This window comes from Streptomyces sp. NBC_00252 (assembly GCF_036187565.1).
Lineage (GTDB): Bacteria > Actinomycetota > Actinomycetes > Streptomycetales > Streptomycetaceae > Streptomyces.
Genome location: NZ_CP108087.1, coordinates 887,651 through 911,556 on the forward strand (window position 1 = coordinate 887,651; position 23,906 = coordinate 911,556).

The 23,906-nt window shown below is 70.9% G+C and carries 26 protein-coding genes; 10 read left to right on the forward strand and 16 right to left on the reverse strand.

What is annotated here, in order from left to right; all coding sequences use genetic code 11:
* Window positions 1-30: 30 nt before the first annotated feature.
* Both OHT77_RS03885 and OHT77_RS03890 read left to right on the forward strand, forming a co-directional pair.
* Entirely contained in the window at window positions 31-1,032 is a 1,002-nt protein-coding gene (locus OHT77_RS03885; RefSeq protein WP_328826543.1) for a Gfo/Idh/MocA family protein, read from the forward strand.
* Window positions 1,029-2,048, forward strand: a complete 1,020-nt coding sequence (locus tag OHT77_RS03890; RefSeq protein WP_328826544.1) for a Gfo/Idh/MocA family protein — start codon at window positions 1,029-1,031, stop codon at window positions 2,046-2,048. The genes OHT77_RS03885 and OHT77_RS03890 overlap by 4 nt, the downstream gene beginning before the upstream one ends.
* A 234-nt stretch (window positions 2,049-2,282) precedes the next feature.
* Here OHT77_RS03890 and OHT77_RS03895 read toward each other — a convergent pair whose 3' ends face one another.
* The 6 genes from OHT77_RS03895 to OHT77_RS03920 form a co-directional block, all read right to left on the reverse strand.
* The gene (locus OHT77_RS03895) at window positions 2,283-3,299 is read right to left on the reverse strand and encodes a sugar ABC transporter substrate-binding protein (protein ID WP_328826546.1); all 1,017 of its coding nucleotides are present in this window, start codon (window positions 3,297-3,299) and stop codon (window positions 2,283-2,285) included.
* A 280-nt stretch (window positions 3,300-3,579) separates the two neighbouring features.
* Complete coding sequence (locus OHT77_RS03900; RefSeq protein ID WP_328826547.1) at window positions 3,580-4,428, reverse strand: sugar phosphate isomerase/epimerase family protein; 849 nt, start codon at window positions 4,426-4,428, stop codon at window positions 3,580-3,582.
* A gap of 145 nt (window positions 4,429-4,573) precedes the next feature.
* On the reverse strand, window positions 4,574-5,461 hold the full coding sequence (locus OHT77_RS03905) for a sugar phosphate isomerase/epimerase family protein (protein ID WP_328826548.1): 888 nt from the start codon (window positions 5,459-5,461) through the stop codon (window positions 4,574-4,576).
* 212 nt (window positions 5,462-5,673) lie between these two features.
* Window positions 5,674-6,900: a cysteine desulfurase-like protein gene (locus tag OHT77_RS03910; protein ID WP_328826549.1), complete on the reverse strand. Its 1,227-nt coding sequence runs from the start codon at window positions 6,898-6,900 to the stop codon at window positions 5,674-5,676.
* Between the two features lie 158 nt (window positions 6,901-7,058).
* Window positions 7,059-7,853, reverse strand: a complete 795-nt coding sequence (locus OHT77_RS03915) for a helix-turn-helix transcriptional regulator (protein WP_328826550.1) — start codon at window positions 7,851-7,853, stop codon at window positions 7,059-7,061.
* A gap of 179 nt (window positions 7,854-8,032) precedes the next feature.
* On the reverse strand, window positions 8,033-8,527 hold the full coding sequence (locus OHT77_RS03920; RefSeq protein ID WP_328826552.1) for a PaaI family thioesterase: 495 nt from the start codon (window positions 8,525-8,527) through the stop codon (window positions 8,033-8,035).
* 94 nt (window positions 8,528-8,621) lie between these two features.
* Here OHT77_RS03920 and OHT77_RS03925 point away from each other — a divergent pair, with 94 nt between their 5' ends.
* Window positions 8,622-9,104, forward strand: coding sequence for a winged helix-turn-helix transcriptional regulator (locus OHT77_RS03925; protein WP_328826553.1), 483 nt, complete (start codon window positions 8,622-8,624; stop codon window positions 9,102-9,104).
* Here OHT77_RS03925 and OHT77_RS03930 read toward each other — a convergent pair.
* The gene (locus OHT77_RS03930) at window positions 9,093-11,153 is read right to left on the reverse strand and encodes a GH92 family glycosyl hydrolase (protein ID WP_328826554.1); all 2,061 of its coding nucleotides are present in this window, start codon (window positions 11,151-11,153) and stop codon (window positions 9,093-9,095) included. The two genes, OHT77_RS03925 and OHT77_RS03930, sit on opposite strands and share 12 nt — an antisense overlap.
* 227 nt (window positions 11,154-11,380) lie before the next feature.
* Here OHT77_RS03930 and OHT77_RS03935 point away from each other — a divergent pair, with 227 nt between their 5' ends.
* A complete protein-coding gene (locus tag OHT77_RS03935) occupies window positions 11,381-12,628 on the forward strand; it encodes an outer membrane protein assembly factor BamB family protein (RefSeq protein ID WP_328826555.1) in 1,248 nt (415 codons plus the stop codon).
* Window positions 12,629-12,663: 35 nt separating this feature from the next.
* Here OHT77_RS03935 and OHT77_RS03940 read toward each other — a convergent pair whose 3' ends face one another.
* The 8 genes from OHT77_RS03940 to OHT77_RS03975 all read right to left on the reverse strand — a co-directional run bounded on the left by OHT77_RS03940 (window position 12,664) and on the right by OHT77_RS03975 (window position 19,679).
* Window positions 12,664-13,803, reverse strand: a complete 1,140-nt coding sequence (locus OHT77_RS03940) for an ATP-binding protein (protein WP_328826556.1) — start codon at window positions 13,801-13,803, stop codon at window positions 12,664-12,666.
* A 346-nt stretch (window positions 13,804-14,149) separates the two neighbouring features.
* A complete protein-coding gene (locus OHT77_RS03945) occupies window positions 14,150-14,638 on the reverse strand; it encodes a flavin reductase family protein (protein WP_328826557.1) in 489 nt (162 codons plus the stop codon).
* A gap of 90 nt (window positions 14,639-14,728) precedes the next feature.
* Window positions 14,729-15,397: an HAD family hydrolase gene (locus OHT77_RS03950; RefSeq protein ID WP_328826558.1), complete on the reverse strand. Its 669-nt coding sequence runs from the start codon at window positions 15,395-15,397 to the stop codon at window positions 14,729-14,731.
* A 7-nt stretch (window positions 15,398-15,404) separates the two neighbouring features.
* A complete protein-coding gene (locus OHT77_RS03955) occupies window positions 15,405-16,370 on the reverse strand; it encodes an LLM class F420-dependent oxidoreductase (protein ID WP_328826559.1) in 966 nt (321 codons plus the stop codon).
* Window positions 16,371-16,508: 138 nt separating this feature from the next.
* Window positions 16,509-17,672, reverse strand: coding sequence for an AI-2E family transporter (locus tag OHT77_RS03960; protein WP_328826560.1), 1,164 nt, complete (start codon window positions 17,670-17,672; stop codon window positions 16,509-16,511).
* A gap of 120 nt (window positions 17,673-17,792) precedes the next feature.
* Complete coding sequence (locus OHT77_RS03965; protein ID WP_328826561.1) at window positions 17,793-18,809, reverse strand: iron-containing redox enzyme family protein; 1,017 nt, start codon at window positions 18,807-18,809, stop codon at window positions 17,793-17,795.
* The gene (locus tag OHT77_RS03970; protein WP_266778355.1) at window positions 18,806-19,018 is read right to left on the reverse strand and encodes a CDGSH iron-sulfur domain-containing protein; all 213 of its coding nucleotides are present in this window, start codon (window positions 19,016-19,018) and stop codon (window positions 18,806-18,808) included. The genes OHT77_RS03965 and OHT77_RS03970 overlap by 4 nt, the downstream gene beginning before the upstream one ends.
* Window positions 18,999-19,679, reverse strand: a complete 681-nt coding sequence (locus OHT77_RS03975; RefSeq protein ID WP_328834144.1) for a HemK2/MTQ2 family protein methyltransferase — start codon at window positions 19,677-19,679, stop codon at window positions 18,999-19,001. Before OHT77_RS03975 ends, OHT77_RS03970 begins: the two co-directional genes overlap by 20 nt.
* 365 nt (window positions 19,680-20,044) lie before the next feature.
* Here OHT77_RS03975 and OHT77_RS03980 point away from each other — a divergent pair, with 365 nt between their 5' ends.
* The 3 genes from OHT77_RS03980 (at window position 20,045) to OHT77_RS03990 (ending at window position 21,530) form a co-directional block, all read left to right on the forward strand.
* Entirely contained in the window at window positions 20,045-20,215 is a 171-nt protein-coding gene (locus tag OHT77_RS03980; RefSeq protein ID WP_266778353.1) for a hydrophobic protein, read from the forward strand.
* Window positions 20,216-20,275: 60 nt separating this feature from the next.
* Window positions 20,276-20,485, forward strand: a complete 210-nt coding sequence (locus OHT77_RS03985) for a hypothetical protein (protein ID WP_328826562.1) — start codon at window positions 20,276-20,278, stop codon at window positions 20,483-20,485.
* 181 nt (window positions 20,486-20,666) lie between these two features.
* Window positions 20,667-21,530, forward strand: coding sequence for a SigB/SigF/SigG family RNA polymerase sigma factor (locus OHT77_RS03990; protein ID WP_328834145.1), 864 nt, complete (start codon window positions 20,667-20,669; stop codon window positions 21,528-21,530).
* 11 nt (window positions 21,531-21,541) lie between these two features.
* On the opposite strand, the gene OHT77_RS03995 is transcribed toward OHT77_RS03990, so the two are convergent.
* Entirely contained in the window at window positions 21,542-22,018 is a 477-nt protein-coding gene (locus tag OHT77_RS03995; protein ID WP_328826563.1) for an ATP-binding protein, read from the reverse strand.
* Window positions 22,019-22,191: 173 nt separating this feature from the next.
* Between OHT77_RS03995 and OHT77_RS04000 the strand changes: the two genes are divergently transcribed.
* From OHT77_RS04000 to OHT77_RS04010, 3 genes are all read left to right on the forward strand, one after another.
* Window positions 22,192-22,551 carry an STAS domain-containing protein gene (locus OHT77_RS04000; RefSeq protein ID WP_328826564.1) on the forward strand — a complete coding sequence of 120 codons (360 nt, stop codon included), beginning with the start codon at window positions 22,192-22,194 and terminating at the stop codon, window positions 22,549-22,551.
* A gap of 156 nt (window positions 22,552-22,707) precedes the next feature.
* Complete coding sequence (locus OHT77_RS04005) at window positions 22,708-23,475, forward strand: STAS domain-containing protein (protein WP_328826566.1); 768 nt, start codon at window positions 22,708-22,710, stop codon at window positions 23,473-23,475.
* A complete protein-coding gene (locus tag OHT77_RS04010; RefSeq protein ID WP_266778343.1) occupies window positions 23,472-23,843 on the forward strand; it encodes an STAS domain-containing protein in 372 nt (123 codons plus the stop codon). The genes OHT77_RS04005 and OHT77_RS04010 overlap by 4 nt, the downstream gene beginning before the upstream one ends.
* The last annotated feature ends 63 nt before the right edge of the window (window positions 23,844-23,906 follow it).

Sequence of the window (23,906 nt, forward strand, 5' to 3'; positions counted from 1 at the left end):
CCGCACCCCGGCAAGAGAAGGACGATGCTCATGCGTATAGGCATCATGGGACTGGGCCGCATCGGCGCCTTCCACGCCGAGACCCTCGCCGGGCTCGACGCCGTGGACTCCCTGGTGGTCACCGACCCGGTGGCCGCCGCCGTCACCTCGGCCACCAAACGTTTCGGAGCCACCCCCGCCGACTCCCCCGAGGCGCTGCTCGCCGCGGGGGTCGACGGTGTCGTCATCGCCGCCGCGACCGACGTGCACCCCCAGCTCATCGTCGCCGCCGTGAAGGCGGGCGTTCCCGTGTTCTGCGAGAAGCCCGTCGCCCGGGGCGTCGCCGAGAGCCTGGAGGTGCTGCGCGCGGTGGAGGGCGGCGGCGTCGAAGTGCAGATCGGCTACAACCGGCGCTTCGACGCGGGCTGCGTCGCCGCGCGCCGTGCCGTGGTCGGCGGCGAACTCGGCGACCTCCACACCGTACGGTCCACCACCCTCGACCCCGCCCCGCCGCCGCCCGCCTACGTGGCCGCGTCCGGCGGCATCTTCCGCGACTGCGCCGTGCACGACTTCGACATCGTGCGCTGGGTGACCGGCCGCGAGGTCGTCGAGGTGTACGCCACCGGCGGCAACCGGGGCGCCGACTACATCAAGGAAGCGGGCGACGCCGACACGGCGTCCTCGCTGCTCACCCTCGACGACGGCACCATCGCCGTCGTCTCCAACTCCCGCCACAACGCCCGCGGTCACGACGTCCGCCTGGAACTCCACGGCATGAAGGACAGCATCGCGGTCGGCCTGGAGGACAAGCTCCCGCTGCGCTCCGTCGAACCGGGCGCGAGCTTCCCCGCGGGAGTGCCGCACACCTTCTTCATGGACCGGTTCGCCGACGCCTACCGCGCCGAACTCACCGCGTTCACCGAGGTCGTGGCCGGCGCCCGCACCTCCCCCTGCACCGTCGCCGACGCCATCGAGGCGAGCCGGATCGCCGACGCGTGCACCCTGTCGCTCCAACAACACCGTGCCGTACGACTCGACGAGGTGCGCAAGTGACAACGGACGAACCCCTGCGGATCGGCGTTCTGGGCGCGGCCCGGATCGCCGAACTGTCGATCGTCTCCCCGGCCCGGGCCACCGGGCACCGGCTGGTCGCGGTGGCCGCCCGCGACCGCGACCGCGCCGAGGCCTTCGCCGCCCGGCACGGTGTGGAGCGGGTGGTCGACTCCTACGCCGACCTCGTCGCCGACCCCGAGGTCGAGGTCGTCTACAACCCGCTCGCCAACAGCCTGCACGCGCCGTGGAACCTGGCCGCGCTCCGGGCCGGCAAGCACGTCCTCACCGAGAAGCCGTCGGCGAGCAACGCGGAGGAGGCGGCCGAGGTCCACGAGGCCGTCGCCAAGGCGGGCACGGTGTTCATGGAGGGCTTCCACTACCTGTTCCACCCGGTCGTCCTGCGGCTCCACGAGCTGCTGGAGAGCGGGGAGTTGGGCGAGCTACGGCACGTCGACACCATGGTGGCGATGCCCGCGCCTCCGGACAGCGACGTACGGTGGTCGCTTCCGCTGGCGGGCGGCGCGCTGATGGACCTCGGGTGCTACAGCCTGCACGCGCAGCGCATGCTGGCCCCCTGGGCGGGCGGCGCACCCCGGCTGGTCAGCGCACGCGGCGGCGAGAAGGCCGACGCTCCGGGGATCGACGAATGGCTGGACGCCGACCTGGAGTTCCCCGGCGGCGCCACGGGCAGCGCCCGTTGCCACATGGCGCACGACACCTGGCAGATGAGCTGCCGCGTCGTCGGCTCACGCGGCGAGGCCACGGTGGTGAACTTCGTGCAGCCCCACCTCGACGACCGCGTCATCGTGCGTACGACGGCCGGTGAGCGCACCGAGGAACTCGGCCGCCGCTCGTCGTACACGTACCAACTGGAGGCATTCGCGGCTCACTTGAGGCGCGGCGAGCCGCTGGCACTGGACGTCGACGACGCGCTGACCACGATGCGCCTCATCGACGACTGCTACCGCGCGGCCGGGTTCCCGGTCCGACCGCGCACGGTGCTTCCGGTCGGCTGACAAACGGCGGTTGGGGGCGGTACCGGATCGGTACCGCCCCCAACCCCCGCGTACGGCCCGCTGGTTGGAGGCCCGACCGAGTCAGCCGGCCTTCAGTGCGACTTCGCCGGCTCCGCCGGTCCTTGAGACGGACGGGCGCACATCTGAAAGGGCCCTGCCCATAAGGCTGTTGGCCCGCCCCGAGGTGGGTGTCTTGGGGAACCCGTCGCCGGAGCCGTGAGCTGAGTCATGTGGTCACCGCGTCCCCTTGGCGGCGAACTCGGCCACCTTGGCGACGTTGGTCTTGTCGACGAAGGCCGGGCCGGTCAGGACGGGCGCTTCGCCGCCGCCGCTGTAGTTGCCGTTCGTCTTGTAGAGCCAGAGCGAGTCGACCGCCAAGTAGCCCTGGAGGTAGGGCTGTTGGTCGACGGCCCACTGGATCTTGCCGGCCTTGATGGCGCCGACCGCGTCCTTGTTGAGGTCGAAGGTGGCGAGCTTGGCGGTGCTGCCGGCGTCGGCGATGGACTGGATGGCGGTCATCGCGAACGGGGCGCCGAGTGTCGTCACGTAGTCGATGGTCTTGTCCTGTGTGAGCTTGGCCGTGATCGTCGACTTCACCGACGGCATGTCCGTGCCGTTGACGTACAGGATGTCGGTCTTGCCGGTGAACGTCTTCTTCACGCCTGCGCAGCGGGCCTCCAGGGCCACCTGGCCCTGCTCCATGATCACGCAGATGGTGTGCTTGGCGCCGACCGAGTTGAGCTTGCGGCCGAACGCCTCGCCCGCGATGCTCTCGTCCTGGCCGAAGTACTCCAGCAGGCCCTGCTTCTTCCAGTCCTGCACACCGGTGTTGAAGCCGACGACGGGGATGCCCGCCTTCTCGGCGGTGCCGACCACGGCCTTCATGGCGTCGGGTTTGGCGAGGGTGAGCGCTATGCCGTCGACCTTCTGGTCGATCGCGTTCTGGACCAGGTTCGACTGGTTCGGGCCGTTGGGGTCGCTGGAGTACACCAGCTTGACGTTGTCCTTGGCGGCCGCGGCCTGGGCGCCCTTGCGGATCGTGTCCCAGAAGGTGTCGCCGGGGGCCGCGTGCGTGATCATCGCGATCGTCATGCGGGGCGTGGTGGCCTTGCCCGCCGAGACTCCGTCGCCGCTCTCGGTGGACTGCTTGCCTCCGGAGCTGCTGGAGCAGCCGGCCACGAGGAGTGCGGCGGCTGCCGCCGCGACGACGGGGACGATTCTGCGGGAGCGGGGGTGGGAAGTACGGTCCATCTTTCCGGCACCTCACTGTGCTGCAGGGGAAAGGGGCGGCTGATCGTGCGAAGACCGCGGATCACATGCCGTTCACACGGCTGTTGCCTATGACGAGATAGAACCGTCACGCCACCCCCGGGTCAACGCTTGTCATGACATCATTTGTCCATCACGAAAAGATGTCTGGACAATTCTTGGACGGCCGCTAAAACATGTCCCGTACATCGAATTGGGAAAGGAAACAGGGGTGGCGGGAGCGACCGTGGTTTCGCTCCCGCCACCCCTGTGGCTCTTTTTCTCAGTTCACCAGTGCCGCGGCACTCCGATATGCCGCCGCCGCGGCCTCACGCACCGGCAGGGCGCGGTGTGTGTCGGAGAGGATCTCCACACCCCAGGGGCCGCGAAAGCCTGCTGTCCGGAGCGCGGCGACGATCCCCGGCAGGTCGAACGAGCCCTCTCCGCACAGGAGTCGGCGGTGCACGGTGTCCTCGAAGAGGCTGCCGACGACGTCGCTGTGGGCGTCGTTGAGCTCCACGCCGACGATCCGTGACCCGGGTACGTCGGCCAGTTCGGCCGGCGGGGTGTGGGCGCGCTCGACATGCCAGACGTCGATGATGAGCCCGCCCGCCGGGTGACCGGCGGCCTCGACGAGCCGTAGTCCGTCGTGCACGGTTCTGAGGTTGGACCAGGGCAGCGGCTCGACTCCCAGGCGGGCGCCGACGTCGTCGGCCTGGGCGGCCAGTACGGCGAACTCCTTGGCCCAGACGTCGAGTTCCCAGGGTTCGTCCGCGACGTCGGGGCCGATCTTGAAGGTGCGGGCGCCGAGCGCCTCGATGGCTCTCAGCATGCCGGTGCGGACGGTGTCCGACGCGGCGCGCCGGGGTCCGTCGGCCCACCAGTCCGTGAGGAGTTCCAGTTCGACGTGGTCGATTCCGTTGTCCGCGAACAGGGACCGGATTCCGGCGATGCCGTATTCGCGCTCGGCTTCCACCAGGTCCACGTACAGCAGCCCGAAGGCGGTGAATCCGGCGTCCCGTGCCGCTTCCACCCTCTCCCGCAGGTTGAGCGGACTGCGCTGGTCCTCCTCGTCGGGAGCGGTGTCGCCCGCCGTGGTCCAACAAGTGGCCAGAAATTGGTCAGCGGTCATTTCTGTTTCCTGGATTCATCGGACTCGGAAGGGAAGAAGAGAATCGAAAGGAAGCGGCAACCGATCGCTCCGGCATTCTTGGATGGTCCTCGCACACCGGTCAATCCCTCAGAGGCCATCAAAAGCGCATCAGGCCCGTATACGGCTACGCGACACCGCGCAGCACCGACCGCAGGTGCTCGGCGCTGGCCCACACGTCCTCGACCGGGCCCTTCGCCGTGGGCTCCTCGGTGAGGATGGTGTCCTGCTCGAGGACGTACCAGCCGTCGTAGCCGCGCGCGCTGAGGTGGGTGACGATCGCCTCGACGTCCACGTCGCCCGCGCCCAGCGGGCGGTACATGCCCTTGCGGACGGCGTCGGTGTAGCTGAGCTTGCCGTCCTGGACCTTGGCGGCGAGGGAGGCGTCCACGTCCTTCATGTGGGTGTGGGCGATGCGCTCGGGCGCCTGGCGGGTCAGCTCGGCCGGGTCGGTGCCGCCGATGAGGAGGTGGCCGGTGTCGAGGCAGAGCGAGATCGCCGAGTGCTCCAGGACGCGGCGGACCTCGTCGCCGTTCTCGATCATCGTGCCGACGTGCGGGTGCAGGACCGCGCGCACCCCGCGTTCGGCGGCCAGTGAGGCCAGCCGGTCGAGGTTGGAGAGCAGCAACTTCCAGCCGTCGGCGTCGAGTTCGGGGCGGGAGTCGTAGCCGTCCTGACCGGTGACGGCGGACAGGACGAGCACCTCGGCCTTGGAGGCGTCGTAGCCCGCGAGGAGCTGTTCGGCCTCGGGGAGCGGGTCGTGTCCGGGGACGTGCAGGAGCAGCGGGGTGAAGCCGCCGACGGCGTGCAGGTCGTGCTCGGCGAGGGTGCGGGCCATGGCGTCCGGCGCGCTGGGCAGGAAGCCCTCGGGGCCGAACTCGGTGGCGGCGAGGCCGACCTCGCGCATCTCGTTCAGGACCCGCTCGGGCGTCAACTGGTAGCCCCAGCCGGGCACTTCGCACACACCCCAGGAGATGGGGGCGCCGGCGATCCTGTTCAGGGACGAGGTGGTCATGCTGTGGCCTTTCCGGGCTTCCGGTGGGGGTGGGCGACCACGGCCGGCGGCCGCCCCGCGACGTACGCACTGATCGGCCGACGACCAGGCCGTTCACATGGGCGCAACGCTAGAGGGAGTACGGGGCAATGTTGAAGGGGTGGAATCCCTCATTAACCCGTCATTGGGCACGTCTTTTCTCCCTCAACCGATGCCATGGCCGGTCCCTGTGGTCAGCGGGACGCCTGCTTCAGGAACAGGGCGAGTCCCGTCAGGAGCCGGTCGACGTCGTCGGTGCCGGTGTAGGGCGCGAGGCCGACACGCAGGCCGCCGGAGTCGCCCAGGCCCAGCCGCCGGGAGGCCTCGATGGCGTAGAAGGTGCCGGACGGCGCGTGCACGTCGCGTTCCGCCAGGAAGCGGGAGGCGTCCTGCGTGGCGGTCTCGCCGAAGGCTTCGTCGAAGGTCAGCAGCACGGTGGGGGTGCGCTCGGCGGCCTTCGAGTGGACGGTGATCCCGTCGAGGTCGGCGAGCCCGTGGTCGATGAGCGTGCGCAGGGTCTCCTCGTGCCGGTGGAGCGCGGCGACGCTCGCGGCCAGGCGTGCGCGGCGGCTGCCGGTGGCGTCGGCGTCCAGGCCGGCGAGGACGTCCACGGCGGTGCGCGTGCCGGCGAGCAACTCGTAGGGCAGCGTGCCGAGTTCGAAGCGTTCCGGCACCGCGTCGGAGGACGGGAGGAGCTTGTCAGGGCGCAGGGTGTCGAGCAGTTCGGGGCGGGCGGCGAGGACGCCGTGGTGCGGGCCGAGGAACTTGTACGGCGAGCAGACGAAGAAGTCCGCGCCGAGTGCGTCGATGTCGACCAGGGCGTGCGCGGTGTAGTGGACGCCGTCGACCCAGAACAGGGCCCCGGCCTCATGCGCCAGGCGTGACATCTCACCGACCGCGGGGCGCGTGCCGATCAGGTTCGAGGCGGCGGTGACGGCGACCAGGCGGGTGCGGTCGGACAGGACGGCGCGGAGGTGGTCCGGGGTCAGCTCGCCGGTCGCGGGGTCGAAGTCCGCCCAGCGCACGGTGGCGCCGGCCCGCTCGGCCGCCTGCGCCCAGGGGCGGATGTTGGCGTCGTGGTCGAGACGGGTGACGACGACCTCGTCCCCGGGCGCCCAACTCGCGGCGAGCGTACGGGAGAAGTCGTAGGTGAGCTGGGTGGCGCTGCGGCCGAAGACGATCCCCGAGGGCTGCGCCCCGAGGAGATCGGCCATGGCCGCGCGGGCCCCGGTGACGATGGCGTCGGCGTTGCGCTCCCCCGCCGTCACCTGACCGCGGTTGGAGAGCGGATTCGCCAGTGCCTCGGTGATGGCCTCGATGACCGGCCGGGGCGTCTGGGTGCCGCCGGGCCCGTCGAAGTGGGCGGTGCCGCTGCTCAGGGCGGGGAACAGGGCGCGCAGGGCGGTGATGTCGTACGTCACGGGGGTGAGCTCCTGTCGATGCCGAGTGCGGGCCACGGGGACCCGGGTGTCCACGACGATCATCGGACATCGAGGGAGCCGGGGGCAGGGGGCGGGGGCCTCGGTGTCCGGCGCGGGCCGCACATCGGCGAGCCCGCGGAGGGCAGCTGCCCCTCACTTCAGCGCCCCGCGCGCCCCGGCAACAAGCCGATCTCCTGCGCCCGCAGCACCGTGCTCACCCGGTCCCGCGTGCCCAACTTCCGGTACAGGCCCTCGACATGCTTGTGGACCGTCCGTACGGAGATCCCCAGCCGGTGCGCGATGGCCGAGGCCGTGAGCGCGTCCGCGAGGAGCATGAGGACGGTGACCTGGCGGGGTGTGAGCCGGGAGTCCGTCGGGAGTTCCGACACAGAGGCAGGTGCCGTGGTCGCGCGCCAGCGTTCGAGGAGCTGCCGCTGCTGTTCCACCCCGGCCAGCAGGGGCTGGAGCTGCTCGGCGGCCCTGACCTGGTCCTCGGTGAAGTCGGTGCCCGCGCGGTAGACGAGGCAGCCGGTGACCGGGGTGGCCGTGCCGGGCAGCGGGATCGCCAGGACGTGGTCGGCGTCCAGCAGCCGGCTGACCGTGCCCGCGGTCCGGCTGCGCGCCCACCCTCTACCCGCCATCCGGTGCGCGGTGCCGGGGCGGCGGGCGGCACCGGCGGTGGCGTAGTGGTCGGCGAAGGGGTAGCCACGGCGCAGCACGGCCATCGCGTCGTCGTCGATCCGCCCGAGGTGCGCCGCGGCGGCGGGCGACAGGCCCATCGCGCCGGTCCGGTCCGTCCATTCGCCGAGTTTGTAGATCAGCGCCTCGCCCCCGCACAGCTCCGGCAGGGACGCGGCGACCAGCGGCCACAGCCGCTCGGGGTCCCGTTCGTGCAGCGCCGCCACCGCCACCGCCAGCATGCGTTCGTACGCCCCGGCAGGCCCGCCCGTCATACGTCCTCACGATCCCGCGTGTGTCACGTCCACGTACGTACTTCTCCCCATACCACCACGGCAGCCGCGCCAGGCAAACTGCACAGCGTTCCGGCAGCGCCTTCGTCCATGGGGATCAAGGGAGTTGACGGTACGGATCCGCCTGCGCGGGGGACAGGCGGATTTCCGCCGTCCCGGGGTCACACCCCCGGGACGGGGAACAGCAGGCAGCTGCTGGTGGCGTGCGCGAGCAACCGGTCCTTCTCGTCGAGGAGTTCGGCCTGCGCGAGCGCGGTGCGCCGTCCGCCGTTCAGAACCGTTCCCACGGCGCGGACGCGCCCGGTGTCGGCGGTGATCGGGCGCAGGAACTTCACGGTCAGGTCGAGGGACGTGTACCCCATGCCCTGCGGCAGCGTGGACTGCACCGCGCACCCGGCGGCGGAGTCGAGCAGGGTGGCGTAGACCCCGCCGTGGACACTGCCGATGGGGTTGTAGTGCTCCTCCCCCGGCACCAGCGAGAACACCGCGCGGCCGTGCTCGACCTCGTCGAGGGCGAAGTTCAGGGTGGCCCCGATGGGCGGCGCGGGCAGCCGCCCGCCGATCAGCTCCCGCAGGAATTCCAGACCCGTGGTCTGTCCCACGGCGGCTGCCGAGACGCCCGGGTCGTCCCACTCGTACGTGCGTGACCGTCCCATTACGGCGCTACCTCCCCAGCTGGCTTCTTGTAGAGAAGCTAGATCTCGCGGCAGCTGACTGTCAATGACAGAGCCAGGTGGCTAGGCTGGCGGCATGGAATGGCTCGACGTGAGCACGGAGAACTGCCCGGTCCAGAGCACGCTGGATCTCGTCGGCGAGAAGTGGACCCTGCTGATCCTGCGGGACGCCTTCATCCGGGTCCGCCGTTTCGACGACTTCCGGCGCCATATCGGGCTCTCGGACGCGGTGCTCGCCGACCGGCTCCGCAAGCTGGTGGCGGCCGGCATCCTGACGACGGTGCCCTATCAGCAGGCGGGCAGCCGGACCCGGCACGAGTACCGGCTGACCAGCAAGGGCCGCGATCTGTGGCCGGTCCTCATGGCCCTGCGCCAGTGGGGCGAGACGTACGCCGCCGACCCCGAGGGGCCGGTGCTCGACGTACGGCACACCGAGTGCGGCGCGCCGGTGCGGGTGGTGGTGGAGTGCGACGGGCCGCACGGCGCCCTGAAGCCGACCGAGGTGACGGCCGCTCCCGGATCGGCGGCCCGTCCGGTACGAGCCCTGCTAGCGGAGTGAGCGCCTGCGCGCCCCGGCGCCGACCGTGAGCGAGGTGCCGTCGCCCCGGTGGACGGTGGCGGTGGTGAACACGGGCTCGGTGCGGACGAGTTGGGCGGTGCCGGGGACCTCGGGGTAGAGGCCGAGGCTCGCCCACACCGCCCAGGACGACATGGCGCCGAGGTCGTCGTTGCCGACGAGCCCGCCGGGTGCGTCGGTGAACAGGGTGGCCAGCGCGCGGTGGGTGACGGCCGCAGCGCGGTCCGCGTGCCCGACGGTGGCGTAGGCCCAAGGGGTGCCGAACGAGGGCTCGTTGCCGAGGTAGGCGTAGGGCTGGTCGGCGCCCGCGTTGAGGTTGGTGAAGAAGGTGTCGAGGCGCCCGGTGACAGCGGCGTCCCCGCCCATCGCGGCGAACAGCCCGGGCAGGTCCTGCGGCACCATCCACGTGTACTGCGCGGCGTTGCCCTCCACGTACTCGGTCTTCTGGGCCGGGGTGAAGGCGGGCCAGGTGCCGTCGGCGGCGCGGGGCTGGAGGTAGCCGGTGGCGGGGTTGAAGAGGTTGCGCCAGTTCCCGGAGGCCCGCAGCAGGGTGTCGTAGGACGTCAAGTCGCCGAGGCGGTGCGCGAGTTGGGCGAGGGCGTAGTCGGCGACCGCGTATTCGAGGGTGGTGGAGACCGAGCCCCAGACACCCTTGGTGCCGGCGGGGACGTAGCCGAGGGTGTCGTACTGCTCGTGGCCGGGGCGCTGCCGGTTGTCCTGGCGGTCCGCGAGGGCCGTGCGCAGCAGGGTGGCGGCGTCGAAGCCGGTGCCGCCGAAGGCGTGGATCGCGGACGCGATGGCGGGCAGCGGGTCGCCGACCATGACGCCGCTGCCGCCGTTGGCGAGGGTCCAGCGGTCGAAGTAGCCCGCTTGGAGGCCCTGGTTGAGGACGGACTGCGCGATGTCGGAGGCCTCGCGCGGGGCGAGCAGCGCCAGCAGCTGGACCTGGCAGCGGTAGACGTCCCAGCCGGAGAAGTTCGCGTACTGCACGTGCCCGGCCTCGGTGCGGTGGACGACACCGTCCATGCCGGTGTAGCGACCGTCGGTGTCGCTGAAGACGCTCGGGTGCAGGAGGGCGTGATAGAGCGCGGTGTAGAAGATCCGGCGCTGCGCGTCCGTGCCGCCGCCGACGGTGATCCGGTTCAGCCACTGGTTCCAGTCGTCGCGCACGCCCTGCCGGATCGTGTCGTACGACTGCGCCTTCTGCTCGTCGAGCGCGTTGCGGCGGGCGCCCTCGACGTCGACGAAGGAGACGCCGACCCGGGCGGTCACCGTGCGCACCCCGGGGGCGAAGGTGACCATGGCCGAGCCCGCCTTGCCGTCGGGGTGGACGGCCTGGGCGAAGGGCTGGTCGAAGGTGGCGTGGAAGTAGAGCCGGTAGCGGTTCTTGGCCTTGCAGAAGGCGCCGCTGTCGCTGTACCCGGAGAGCGTGTCGGTGCCGATGTCGACCGATCCGGTGGCCGCGGTGAACGCTTTGGCCGCGTCGATGCTCACGGCGGCCGGGCGGGTGTCGGACGCCAGGTAGGTGAAGCGGGCGATGCCCGAGCGCTGGGTGGTAGTGAGGTCGGTGCCGATGCCGTTGTCGAAGGTGACGTGGTAACTGCCCGGCGCCGCCTGCTCGTTGGCGTGCGAGAACGTGGCGTACGCCGGCGGTGCGGTCTCCTGCGTGGGCATGAAGGGGACGTTGCCGTAGGCGGCGCAGCCCGCTCCGGAGATGTGCGCGAGGCTGAAGCCGAGGATGCGGTTGTCGCCGTAGGAGTAGCCGCCGTGCTGGTAGGTCACGGTGTCGGGGCTCCACTGCACCCCGCCGAGCGGTGCCGAGGCGCCCGGGAAGGTGTTGCCCGCGCCGCCGCCGTGGCCGAAGTCGGGGCCGCCGGGTGCGGTGCCGACGAACGGGTTGACGTACCGTGCGAGATCGTCGACGGCCCGGGGCCGGGACGTCCCGTCGGCCCGGACCGGGGCGGCGGCGGCCGCTCCGGACGCCACGAGCACCGAGGCCGCAAGCACGGCCCGAAACAGGGGAAGTCGCACCACGTTTCTCCAGCCAGACAGGGAACCCGCCGCCCGCGCGGCGCCGGACCGCGAGTGTCCCCAACGCGGCCTCCGCTCCCGTGCCGCCACACCGTCCGGCCGTGAGGACCAACCGGTCGGGTCATCATTTCCCCGCCGGTCGCACGCGCGGACCGGGTGTGACGTGGGCATGGTGCCGGATGCGCGGCGTCTGCGACCATGGGCGCTTCACACGCCGGGGGTGGCTGATGCGACGGGTTCGAGTGGTGCGCGGGGTGCTGGGCGCGGTCCTGTTCGGAGTGACGGCGGTCGGCTGCACGGGCTCCGGGGACGCGCGGCCCGCCGAGACGGGAAATACGGCCGCGTCCTCGCAGCACGACGCGTCGGCCTCCGACGCCACGGCGGTCCAGGGCTCATGGCGCAGCTGGACCAAGGACCTCTCCGGCTCGGAGGGGGTGCGGGTCTGCGGTGCCACGGCCCACCAGGTCGTGTGCGCCACGGGTGCGGACGGTGTCGTCGGGCGGTCCCGGACCGACGGCGCGGTCACCTGGACCGTGCCCGCCACCGGCGCGGGCAAGAACCTCGGCCTGGTCGTGGACAAGGCCGCCGAACGCGCGGTCACCAGCGGCGGTCGCACCCTGCGCGCCGCGAACCTCCGTACCGGCAGGGCGGCTTGGACCCTCCGGCTGCCCGCCGACCGGGTGTACGCCGGGTTCGTCGCGTCGCAGGGGGTCGTCTACGCGCTGGACACCTGGAGCAGTTTCACGCGCGAGGCCGATGTGGCGCTCGGCGCGTACCGCGCGTCCGACGGCAAGAGGCTGTGGCACCGGACCGTGGACGCCGACCGCGATGAGAGCCCGGTCGCGTTCGGCGGGCGCGTCTATACGACCGGCTCCTCGAAGGTCACGGCGCGCGACGCCCGTACCGGCGACGCGCTCGCGACCACCACTTCCGGCACCACGTGCCCGCACCTCATCGCCGGCGGCGGCTACCTCGTGTGCTCAGGCTCCGCGAACACGGCCGAGGACACCTTCCCCGCACTGCGGCGACTCGACCCGGCCGACCTCCGACCGCTCCCCACCGCCAAGGACAGCGGGCAGAAACCCGAGCGTGGGCTGATCTCGGCCGACGGTGTGCTGATGCTCTTCGAGGTCAGTGCGGAGGATCCCGGCGGCGGGGACTGGAACGCCTACGACCTCGATCACCAGAAGAAACTGTGGAGTTACACCACGACCACGGCGCAGGCCGGCCTGGTCGGCGGGCGGTTCCTGACCTTCACCCCAGGCAACGACCGCGCCACCCGGGGACACCTGATCAGCATCGACCTGCACGCCGGCCCGCACGCGACAGGGGATGCCGCACCGCGCATGGCACCGGCCTACCCGGAGACCGTGGGCAGCGCGTATCCGGCGCTCGTCCTGCCGGGTGGGGACCCGGACCACATCGTCATCGAGACGATGGTCCACCACATCCTGCGGTCCCTGCCGTTGCCCTAGGGCAGGCCGACGGCGGGACGGCGGCGCGCTGTTGCTCAGTCCCGCCGCACGGCACGGGTGACGTGGTCGTCGACGACCCGTGCGGCCTGCTCCGGGTGTGCGGCGAACCAGTCGCGGAGGTGCTCCCGGACGGCTTCCTCCACGCAGCCCCGCACGTCGGCGTTGCCCAGCAACTGCCGTGTGGCGCCGAGGAATTCAGGTGCGTCGAGCTTCACGGACACGACCGCGGTGAGTCCCTCGACGATCCGTTCGGCACAGGCTTCGAGGTCGGGTGCGCTCGCCAGTCCCCGTTCCCTTGCGTACGTGGTGACGGCGGCGACCACGCCGTCGCGGAAACCGTCCACGTGGGTGCCGCCCTCGCGGGGGGCGACGCTGTTGACGAAGCCGCGTATCCGCGCCGGGGAGCCCGACCACCGCAGGGCCACCTCCATCGTCCCCGCCATGCGCGGGTCCTCCCGTTCGAAGCCGATGACCTCCGGGTCGGTCGCACCTCCCGCCTCCGCGTCGAGGGCGGCGACGAAGTCCCGTACGCCGTCCGGGAAGCGGAACAGCACCGCGCGTACCCCGTCCGCCGGGCGTTCGTCGGTCAGCGAGATGGCCAGACCCCGGTTGAGGAAGGCCAGTTGACGGAATCGCTCCGCCAGCACGGCGAAGGAGCACCACGTCGTCTCGAAGATCTCGGCGTCGGGCCAGAAGGAGATGGTGGTCCCGTTGCCGCGCGATGCCCCCGCGGTGGCGGGCGGTTCGACCTCGATACCGCGCGCGTACTCCCTGGCCCACCGGGTCCCCTCGGCCGTAAGGCGGCTCGACAGGGCGTTGACGACGAACAGCCCTACGCCGAACGGCCCGACGACGGCGGTCCTCCGGCCGGTGAACCCGGAGCCGACGCGGAAGCTCGTCAACTCCGCTTCGAGGTCCGCCCCGTAGGACTCGCCGTCGGCGACCCCGTCGTCGGCCACCCGCACACCGCCGTCGAACGTCAGCGTCACGTCGACCGAACCTGCACGGCCCGCCAGGACCTCGTTCACCGCCCGGTCGACGACCTCCAACACGAGGTGATGCAGCCCGCGTTGACGGGTCGAGCCGACGTACATCCCCGGTCGCTTCCGAACGGCTTCCCGCCCCTCCAGCACCGTGATGTCGGCAGCGTCGTACTCCATGCCTTCCGCGCTCACGAAGACCCCTCCCATGGCGTTCGGTGGATGACTCCACCCTAGGCGGATTCGCGAGAAACACCAGGTCAGAGTGGTTGCCGCGAGGCCGCGGACGGGCCGGTGAGGGCGTGCCGGCGAGCAGGCGGCACGGCAGCGGCAGACCGCACCCGGAACGTGCACGAGGGGCCGCCGAAGCCGCGTACGGCCCGGTTCCGGGCGCAGCCGAGGGCATCGATTCCGGTGCGCGGCAGGCCAATTGCGGGGTGCGGCCGGAGGGGTGTTCCACTACCCCCGTCCGGCTGCCTTGGCGGCGTGTGTCGCGCCGTCGAGTGTCTCCTGGTTCATCCTCGGCATCGTGCCCCGCCCGTCAGTTCGCGGGGTGGCCCGGGTCGATGTCGAGGGCGTCGCTCAGCGCCAGGGGTGTGACGGTGTCGTCCTGTGTGTTCGCGGCCGTCTCCGGGGCGAGGAGGAATCCGACGTGGTCGCCGCCGTCGATGCGGTTCTCCACGCGGCCGACGAACCAGGCGGGGGCCTCGTCCAGGACGGGAGAGCCGCCGGGTCCCGGGTGCCAGGGGACGTCCGCGAACTTGTCGATGTGGTCGCCGGTCTCGCCGCCGAAGAGCCGGGCCAGGTGCACCTGGTCGCGGCGGAGCAGGTGGACGGTGAGCCGTTCGGCGTGTTCGGCCACCCGGAAGGTCCGGTTGGCCTTGGACAGCCAGACCATGAACCGGGCGGGCTCGATCGAGCACTGCGAGCCGAATCCGACCAGACACCCGGCCCGCTCACCGTCGGCCTCGGTGGTCACGACGTACATCGGTGGGTCGAGCAGATCGGTGAACGGGTCGAGTTCTGTCATGGCGCTCCCTGTGTCTGGCCGAGTGTCCGGGACGACGTCGACGTCACGCTCGGGGCCACTCCCCCGCTCCCCGTACGCGGGCTCATGGCGTCACCGGTCGGCGAAGACGCTCGTGTCGAGCCGTTCGAGAAGGTCCGCGGGGTCGCGGTACACCGCGTGGGCGCCGGCCGCCTCCAGGTCCGCGCGGGGAATCCCGCCGGACAGCAGCGCCACCGGGGTCACTCCGTCCCGTACGGCGGCCTTCATGTCCCAGACGGTGTCGCCGACGAACACGGCACGCTCGCTCGGAACTCCCGCGAGTTCCCTGGCCTGTTGGACGGGATCGGGGGCGGGCTTGCCGTCTGAGACGTCGTCCGCGCTGGCCGCCCCGAGGATGACGTCGTCCGCGTCGATCGCGCGGCGCAGCGCGGCGAGTTCCGCACCGCTCGCCGAGGTCGCCAGGACGATCGTCCAGTCCTGCCCGGCCAGTTCGCGCAGCAGGTCGCCCGCAGCCGCCAGGGCAGGCAGGCGCTCGAAGTACGTGGCGTAGAGGGCGTGGTGGGCCGCGACGAACTGCTCGTCCTCGTCACGGTCGCGGTCCTTGCCGAGCAGGTGCTCGATGAGGTCGCCGCCGCCGAGGCCCACGGCCCGGTGGATGTCCCGCATGGGGACGCGGTGGCCGCCCTGTCTGAACGCCTCCCACCAGGTGACGACGTGCAGGTGGTTGGTGTCGACGAGGGTTCCGTCGACGTCGAAGATGGCGGCGCGTTTCGTGGTCATCGTGGGCTCACAGTTCGCGGAGGGCGGGCAGCAGCTTCTGTTCGGCCCATTCCAGGTACGGCTCCTGGTGGTCGCCGCCGATCTGGACGAGCGCGATCTCGGTGAACCCGGCGTCCACGTACGGCCGTACGGCCTCGACGACCGCCTGCACGTCGTCGCCGCAGGGAATCGACTCGGCCACGTCCTCGGGGCGCACGAACTGGGTGGCGCCCTCGAACGCGGCCGGGCCCGGCAGTTCGGAGTTGACCGGCCAGCCGCCGGCGAACCACCTGAACTGGTCGTGGGCGCGGGTGATCGCCGCGTCGCGGTCGCGGTCGTAGCAGATGGGCAGTTGGCCGACCTTGGGCTTGCCCGCGCCGCCGTAGCCGTCGAACGCCGAGGTCAGTTCCGGCTTGGGTTCGGTGGCGATGAGCAAGTCGGCGAGGCGGCCCGCGAGTTCGCACGAGCTGTCGCCGGAGACGGCGACTCCGATCGGCAGGGGTGTGTCGGGCAGGTCCCACAACTTGGCGTTCTCCACGTCGAAGTGGGCGCCGTGGTGGTTGACGTTCTCTCCCGCGAGGAGTGCGCGGATGATCTCCACGGCCTCCTCCAGTCGCGCGAGGCGGACGTGCGCGGCGGGCCAACCGCCGCCCACCACATGCTCGTTGAGGTTCTCACCGGAGCCGAGGCCGAGGCGGAACCGTCCCTCGGAGAGGAGCTGGAGTGTGGCGGCCTTCTGGGCGACGACCGCCGGGTGGTAGCGGGTCGTCGGGCAGGTCACGTACGTCATCAGGGGGATGCGTTCGGTGGCCTGGGCTGCGGCGCCGAGGACGCTCCAGGCGTAGGAGGCGTGGCCCTGGGACTCCAGCCAGGGGAAGTAGTGGTCGGACGTGACGGAGAAGTCGAAACCGGCGCGCTCGGCGCCGACCACGTGGTCCACCAGCTCCCGTGGGCCTGCCTGCTCGGTCATCATCGTGTACCCGATCTTCACCATGGCGCTCCTCTCCTCGCGGCTCGCCCTGCCGGGGCGGGGTCGATCCGATCCACGTCTTCGCCTTTGCGTACGTTTCCTGACGTTTGCACGCGTACCCGGCATCCTCTACTTATCACCAGCCCCCCCGGGGCGCATCACTCACTTCCGTTCCTTCTCGGGGAAGACGTACTCGTCGAGGAGCAGGCCGGCCGCGACGGCCGCCGGGATGGCGACGAGGGCGCCGATGATGCCGAGGAGCGCGCCGCCGACCAGCACCGCGAGGACGGTGACCAGCGGATGGACGTCGACGGCGAACTTCATGGCCCGGGGCACGATGAGGTAGTCCTCGGCGACCCGGAAGATGATGTAGAAGACCGCGGTGGCGATCGCGATGGGCAGGGAGACGGACAGCGCGACGAGGCTGACGACGATTCCGGCGAGGGTGGAGCCCACGATCGGTATCAGGTCCATGAGCGCGGTGAAGATGCCCAGCGCGGCGGCGTACGGGACGCCCGTGGCCGCGCACCAGCCGAAGGTCGCCACGCCGGCGATCCCCGAGGTGGCCAGGTTGCCGAGCATGAACTTGCCGATCCGGTTCATGATCTCTTCGGCCACGCCCTCGACGCGCTCACGGCGGCTGGCCGCCACGAACCGGTAGCCGAACTGTTTGATCGTCGGCAGGGCCGCCATGCAGTACAGGGTCACCGTGACCACGATCGCCGTGGACGTGACCGTGCTCAGGACCAGCTGCCCGGCGCCCAGGACGCCTCCGGCCAGACCGGACGCCCCGGATCCCGAGCCGATCTGCTGCTTGGCCTTCTCGACCACGTGGTAGCGGTCCTCCAGTCGGCCGATCGTGGACTGGTGGTTGTGGAGCTGCTCCAGCCAGCCGGGCACCGCGTCGATCAGCGCGCTGATCTCCTTGGCGACCGGCGGAATGACCAGCGCCAGGAAACCGGCGAGCACGACGACGAACCCCGTCAGCACGATCGCGACGGCCCAGCCGCGCCGCAGACCCCGGCGCGTGAACCAGACGACGAGCGGTTCCAGGCTGATCGCGATGAACACGGCCAGCAGGAGCAGGGTCAGCATCGAGCTGACCCGCAGCACGGTCTGGACGGTGAGCCACGCCAGGCTCGCCCCCAGACCCAGGGCGAAGCCGATCGTCACCCAGGACCGCTTGCGCGCGCCGCGTGATTCCCGTTGCGGGGGCCGGAACTCCCGTATGGCGTCGGCCGGTCCGCTGTCGGAGCCGTTCAGGTCCGCCCCTTCCGGCCCGTCGTGCTCGTCCCGGGCGGACCCGGACTCGGACTGCGCAGACATCACGACGCCTCTCCTCGGTGCCTCACCCCGGTGGGTGGCACCCGTCCCGGGTACCCAGGCACTGCGCTCGTACCGCGTGAGCGAGGGGCCTGTCTGTCCCGCCGATGAATCGGGCGCAGGTCACAACGGCGTGCGCAGGGAACTACGGCCGTCCCGCCAGGCGGTGAGGAGGTGGTTCCCGAGCCGGTTCTCGGTCCATTCGGTGGCGTCGACACCGAAGGCGATGTCCTCGTCGAGGGAGGGATCGCTTTCGAGGAGGCCGCCTACGACGTCCCGGCGGACGATCTGCTCGTGGACCGCGTCGGCCTCGACGTGCTCGGCGTAGAAGTGGACGGCGGCAGGACCCGCGCCGACCCGGCGCAGCCCCTGGGCGAGGCGTCGGGAGCCGGGCGACGAGGTTGTCTCCACGGCCGCGAAGTGGCCCACCAGGGCTCCGCGCAGCGCCCGGTGCAGTCCGAACAGGGACATGAGGTTGACGTTCGTCAGCATCTCCGCGCCGGCCGCGTCGACATAGTGCCCGTACGTCGTGTCGAGACCGAGGTCCGTCATCAGGTCGGCGAACAGCCGGGCGTGGATGCGCTCGGCCCGTCCGGCGCCGAACTCGTCGTACTCCACGGCGACCATCGCGGCCTTCGCCCGTCCGGTCAGCCGCGGGATGACCCAGGCATGCGGATCGGCTTCCTTGAGGTGATAGAGGGAGCGTTGCGCCGCGTACTCGCGGAACTGCCACAACTCCCCCTGTTCCTTGAGGAATTGGGAGGCACCTGCGGGCTCGGCGGGTTCCACGAGAAGGTCCGCGAGCGCGTCCTCGGCCCTTCTCGGCGGGCCGACGTCGGCACGGAGCGCGGACAGGAAGCGCTGCTCCATCTCGGCTCGCAGCCGCAGCAGGCCGGGGTCCCACTCCCACGCGGGGGCGACGCCGGCGAAGCCGCGGTAGTGCAGCTCGTAGCAGAGGTAGAGCGCGAGTTGCAGATCGTCCCCGTACGGCTCGGCGTAGGCCGCCGTCACCCGCTCGGGCAGCGGTGTCCCGGCGGGGCGGGTCAGGGCCTGGCGGACCGTGCGGGAGAGTTCTCCCCTGCTGCGGGGCAGCGCTGGGCCGGTGGTGTGGTCGTGGGCGGGCGGTGCGGTGGTGGTCATGGGGTGCGCTTCCTGGCTCGGGCACGGTGGCTGGTGTCGCACCAGGGGTAGGAGCGGCTCCGCCGGCAGACGCAGAGGGCGACGATGAAGCGGTCCGAGCGCACGGTGGTGCCGTCGTCGAGCACCACCTCGACCGGTCCTTCGAGCAGGATCGGTCCGTCGTTCGTCAGCGTGACGCGGTGCGAGGACTCAACGGGTCCGTTCGGCACGGATGATCACCAGCTCTTCCTTCTCCTCGTCGGCGTCGACGAGCCCCTGCTCCCGCAGCCACGGGGCGCGGGAGCGGAGTACGGGACCGAAGGGCACCAGACGCCGGTCGGTCACCCGGGCTTCGAGTCCGGACCGCTCCAGGGCGGCCAGGGTCGGCGCGATGCCGCACAGGGTGGAGTGCACGAGCAACAGGACGCCGCCGGGACGCAGCGACGTGTGCGCCCTGTGGCAGATCCGGTCCAGCAGGAGACGTCCGTCGGCACCCGCGTCCCATGCCATCGCGGCGCGGTGGCTGCGGGGCATGGCCCCGGGCGTCGGGACGTAGGGCGGGTTGCTCACGACGACGTCGAATCGACGGCCGGTGACCGGGCCGAAGAGGTCCCCGTGGAGGACCTCGACGGGCAGCCGGGCGAGCCGGGCGTTGAGGCGGGCGGCGAGGACCGCCCGGTAGGTCCGGTCTACGGCGGTGACGCGGGCGCCCCGGCGGGCGGCGGCCAGGGCGAGGGCACCGGAGCCGGTTCCCACGTCGAGGACGGCGGCCGCGGCGTCGAGTCGCTCCCGGTCCAGTGCCTGTGTCAGCAGTCGGGTGTCGTGCTGTGGGGCGTACACCCGCCATGGCGCCAGTACTCTGGCGCCTCCGCCGTCGTCCCGCGCTGTCATGTCGATCACTCGTCCACCTCACAGCCCGCGCCCCGAGCGTGTCACCGGACGCACCCGTCGGGTGGCTCCATGCGAGGGGGCGCTTTACGGGCGGACCTCATGGGGCACACCCGACCAATGCGTCACGCTCCGAGTGCCCGGCGATTCGGACCTCACACGGCACAATGGACACTTCCGCGATCTTTCGGGCGCCGCAACCGCACGTGGGCGGGCCGCAGCGGTGACTCCAGGCGCGTTTTCCCGGTCCGCGAGGTACCTGTCGCCCGGGCTCGCGCGGTATCTGTCGACGGGGCCGCCGAGATCCGCTGCCTTCAGCGCGTCTGATCTCGGCGATTCAGGGCACTCGGGGACCAGGAGGCGCAATCATGGTTCCCATTCTGCTGGTTTTGCTCTTGGTGCTGATTCTCTTCGGCGCCGGTTTCGCGGTCCAGGTTCTCTGGTGGATCGCTCTGGTCGTTCTCGTCCTCTGGCTCCTGGGGTTCCTGGTGCGCGGGACGAACGCGAGCGGAAGCCGGGGGCGCTGGTATCGCTGGTAGCCCACGGCACGGCGGCCCGCACGCGGGCCGGACAGATCTCACGCACCACCTGGAGCGACGATGAGCAAGCACGAGCACGCACGGCCCACCCCTCCGTCGCAGGCTCCCGGGGAGAGCGGCGACGCCGAGGCCCGGAAGGACGCGGAGGACGCGGCGCGTCCCCGCACGCAGGACGACGAGGCCCAGAAGGCTTCGGCAGCGGGCAGTGGTGAGCGGCGTCCCTCCGAGGACGGCACAAAGGCTGCCGGCTCGGACGCGTCGGGCGCATAGCGGCAGCTGTCCGGTTCGTCGGCCGTGCGGAGAACCGGATCGACAGCGAGGGCCGTCTGCGATCCACCTGATCTCCGTCCTCCCCCTCCCCCTCACCACACTGATCGAACATGTATGCGATGTTGGGGGGCAGGAGATCTTCATCCTGCTTTCCACCTGAGGCGGCCCCGTGACCCATTCCGTGCATGTCCGCCGACCGACGACCCCCGCCATCGGGGAAACCCCGGAACCGACGGACGACCTGCCCTGGATCGAGAACGGCGGCAAGGTCGCCCCCAAGGACGCGCGCGTGCTCTCACGCCTGTTCCTGGACCGGCTCCAGGAGTTGGAGGAGGGCACCCGCGAGTACCAGTACGCGCGGAACACCCTCATCGAGATGAACCTGTCCCTGGTGCACTTCGCCGCACGGCGTTTCCGCAACCGGGGCAGCGGCGACATGGAGGACATCGTCCAGGTCGGCACCATCGGCCTCATCAAGGCCATCGACCGGTTCGACCTGAGCCGCGAGGTCGAGTTCACCTCGTTCGCCATTCCCTACATCGTCGGCGAGATCAAGCGCTTCTTCCGTGACACCACCTGGGCCGTGCACGTCCCGCGCCGCCTTCAGGAACTCCGCGCCGACCTCGTCAAGAGCAAGGAAAGCCTCACCACCACGCTGGGCCGCGCGCCCACCGTGAAGGAACTCGCCGCCGACCTCGGCCTGACCGACAACCAGGTCATCGAAGGCCTCGTCGCGGCCAACGGCTACGCCGCGGGCTCGCTCGACACCCCGGGCGGCGAGGCCGAGGCCGACGACGGCGCACCGAAGTACGCGGACACAGTGGGCGAGACCGATCCCGCCCTGGAACTCTTCGAGGACCTGCACACGCTCGCCCCTCTGCTGCGGCGGCTCGACGAGCGGGAGCGCGCCCTGATCGAGATGCGCTTCGGCCGGGAGCTGACCCAGGCCGAGATCGGCCGCGAACTCAATGTGTCCCAGATGCATGTCTCCCGTCTCCTGACCCGCACGCTCGGCAAACTCCGCAGCGGACTGCTGGCCGGATGAACACACCGCTCTCACGGAGCGCCGAGCGGGGATCCGCTGCCGAGCACCTCGTCGGCCAGGGCGATGCGGACGGTGACGGCCTTGCCGTCCGGTTCGAGGCGGACCTGGAACGCCTGCGCCACGGCCATGACGATCTCCAGACCGTGCTGACCGACCCTGCGCGGATCGACCGGGCGGGCAAGCAGCTGCACCCGGACGGTGTCCCGTACGGTCACCTCCACCGCGTCGTCCAGGATGCGCAGTTCCATCCGCAGCGGGCCGGGCGCGTGCCGGCCGGTGTTGGTGACCAGCTCGCTGACGACCAGGCGCGTGAGGTCCATGGCGCGGGCGGAGACGGCCACCCCGTGGTCCACGCCGACGCGGACGAGGAAGTCCGCGGCGAGGTCGCGTGCCTCGGCGATGCAGGTGTCGTCGCCGCTCAAGGTGACGGAAGCGGCCAGGTGACGGGAGCTCAGCTCACCATCGCCGTCACTGTCGGCAGGCTCCACTCCGTGTCACCTTCCGTTCCCGTCGTCGGGCGACGCCTACCCGGCCCGACGTACCTCATGTTCTCGCCAGGCGATTCGATCGCGCCTCCGTGCGCGGCTCCCCCCTGCCATCCGGCCCGGCTTCGGCACAGGGACCGGTCCGAGTCGCACCAGCGAACGCAGTCGAGGACACGGTGACAGACGAACTCCCCGCCCGGCCCGGCCATCTGACGGTCCATCACTCCACCCTCGACGGCGTCCGGATCGTCGCCCTGCGCGGCGAACTGGACCACGCCGCAAGGGACTTCGCCGAGGAGGCGCTGAGACCGCCTGCCGATGGTCCGCCGCGGACCGTCGCCGATCTCACCGACCTGACGTTCATGGACTCCAGCGGCATCAACGCGCTCATCGCCGCGCACCGTGCGGCCGTGGACGCCCAGGGCTGGCTGCGGGTGGCCGGTACCCAGCCGTCCGTGCTGCGCGTGCTGCAGATCGTCGGCGTCGACACCCTCATTTCCTGCGTGCCCACCGTGCGCCAGGCGGTGGAGAAATGACCTGCGAGCATGTGCCGCAGGCTGCACCGGTCAGTCCTGACACCTACATGTGAATATCGAAGGAGCACCTGAATGGTGAAGCGAGAAAATGCCGTAGACCTCGTGGGGCTCCTGTCGGTCGAAGGGCAGGATCTGGCCGCGTCATGAGTCGGAGAGGTGACCGGATCACTCGGCGGCCGGGTCAGTGCGGCAGAGCTCAATCGAGAGCTGCGCGAGCTGTACGAAGCTCTGGTGGACGCGCTCCGAAAGGGGGCCACGGATGTCCACTCGGAGCACATGTCCGAAGTCCGCGCCCATTTGACGGAGTTGTCGAGGAACCGGGCCCGGCAAGGATTCTCGCCGAGTGAGACCGCCGTCAGTGTTTTCGCGCTGAAACGGGTCCTGGAACCCGTGCTGGAAAGGGGCACCGCCGACGACGTACGCGCCTATCTGCGGCTGTCCCGAATACTCGACAGTCTGGGTCTCTTCACGATCGAGACCTGTACGCGGACGCGGGACGAGCTGATCACGGCGCAGGCGGAGCAGCTGCTGGAGCTGTCCACGCCGGTGGTGCGGCTGTGGGACGGGGTGATCGCCGTGCCACTGGTCGGCACCCTGGACTCGGCGCGGACCCAGGTGGTGAGGGAGAAGCTGCTGCAGGCCCTCGTGGACACCGGGTCGGAGCAGGCGATCATCGACATCACGGGCGTTCCCGCGGTGGACACCCAGGTCGCCCAGCACCTGCTGAAGACGATCGTCGCCGCGCGGCTGATGGGCGCCGAGTGCACGGTGTCCGGCATCAGCCCGCAGATCGCGCAGACCATCGTCGCGCTGGGGATCGAGTTCGACGGCATCGTGACGAAGGCGAGCCTGGCCGACGCCCTCAAGCTGGCCCTGCGCCGGTCCGGGGTGGACATGGTCGCGCACACCGGCGCGCAGCGATGAGTGAGCGCATTCCGATCCTGCGGATCGGCGACACCCTGGTGGTGTCCGTCCAGTTCGACCTGGAGGACCAGACGGTCCTCAACCTCCAGGAGGACCTGGCCGACCAGATCGTGGCCAAGTCGGCCCAGGGCGTCATCATCGACATCAGCGCTCTGGAGATCGTCGACTCCTTCGTGGGCCGCATGCTGGCGACGGTGGCGGCCATCTCGCGGGTCCTGGACGCCAGGACCGTCGTCGTGGGCATGCGCCCGGCCGTCGCCATCACCCTGGTCGAGCTGGGGCTCTCGCTCGGCGGTGTCAGCACCGCTCTCGACCTGGAGAAGGGGCTGGCGAAGCTGAGCCGGCCCTCCGATACGGGCCCCAGGTGACAGCGCCCTGGACAGTCGACGAAGAGCCGCAGGTCTACGCCGTCGAGCGCAGCGGTGATCTCG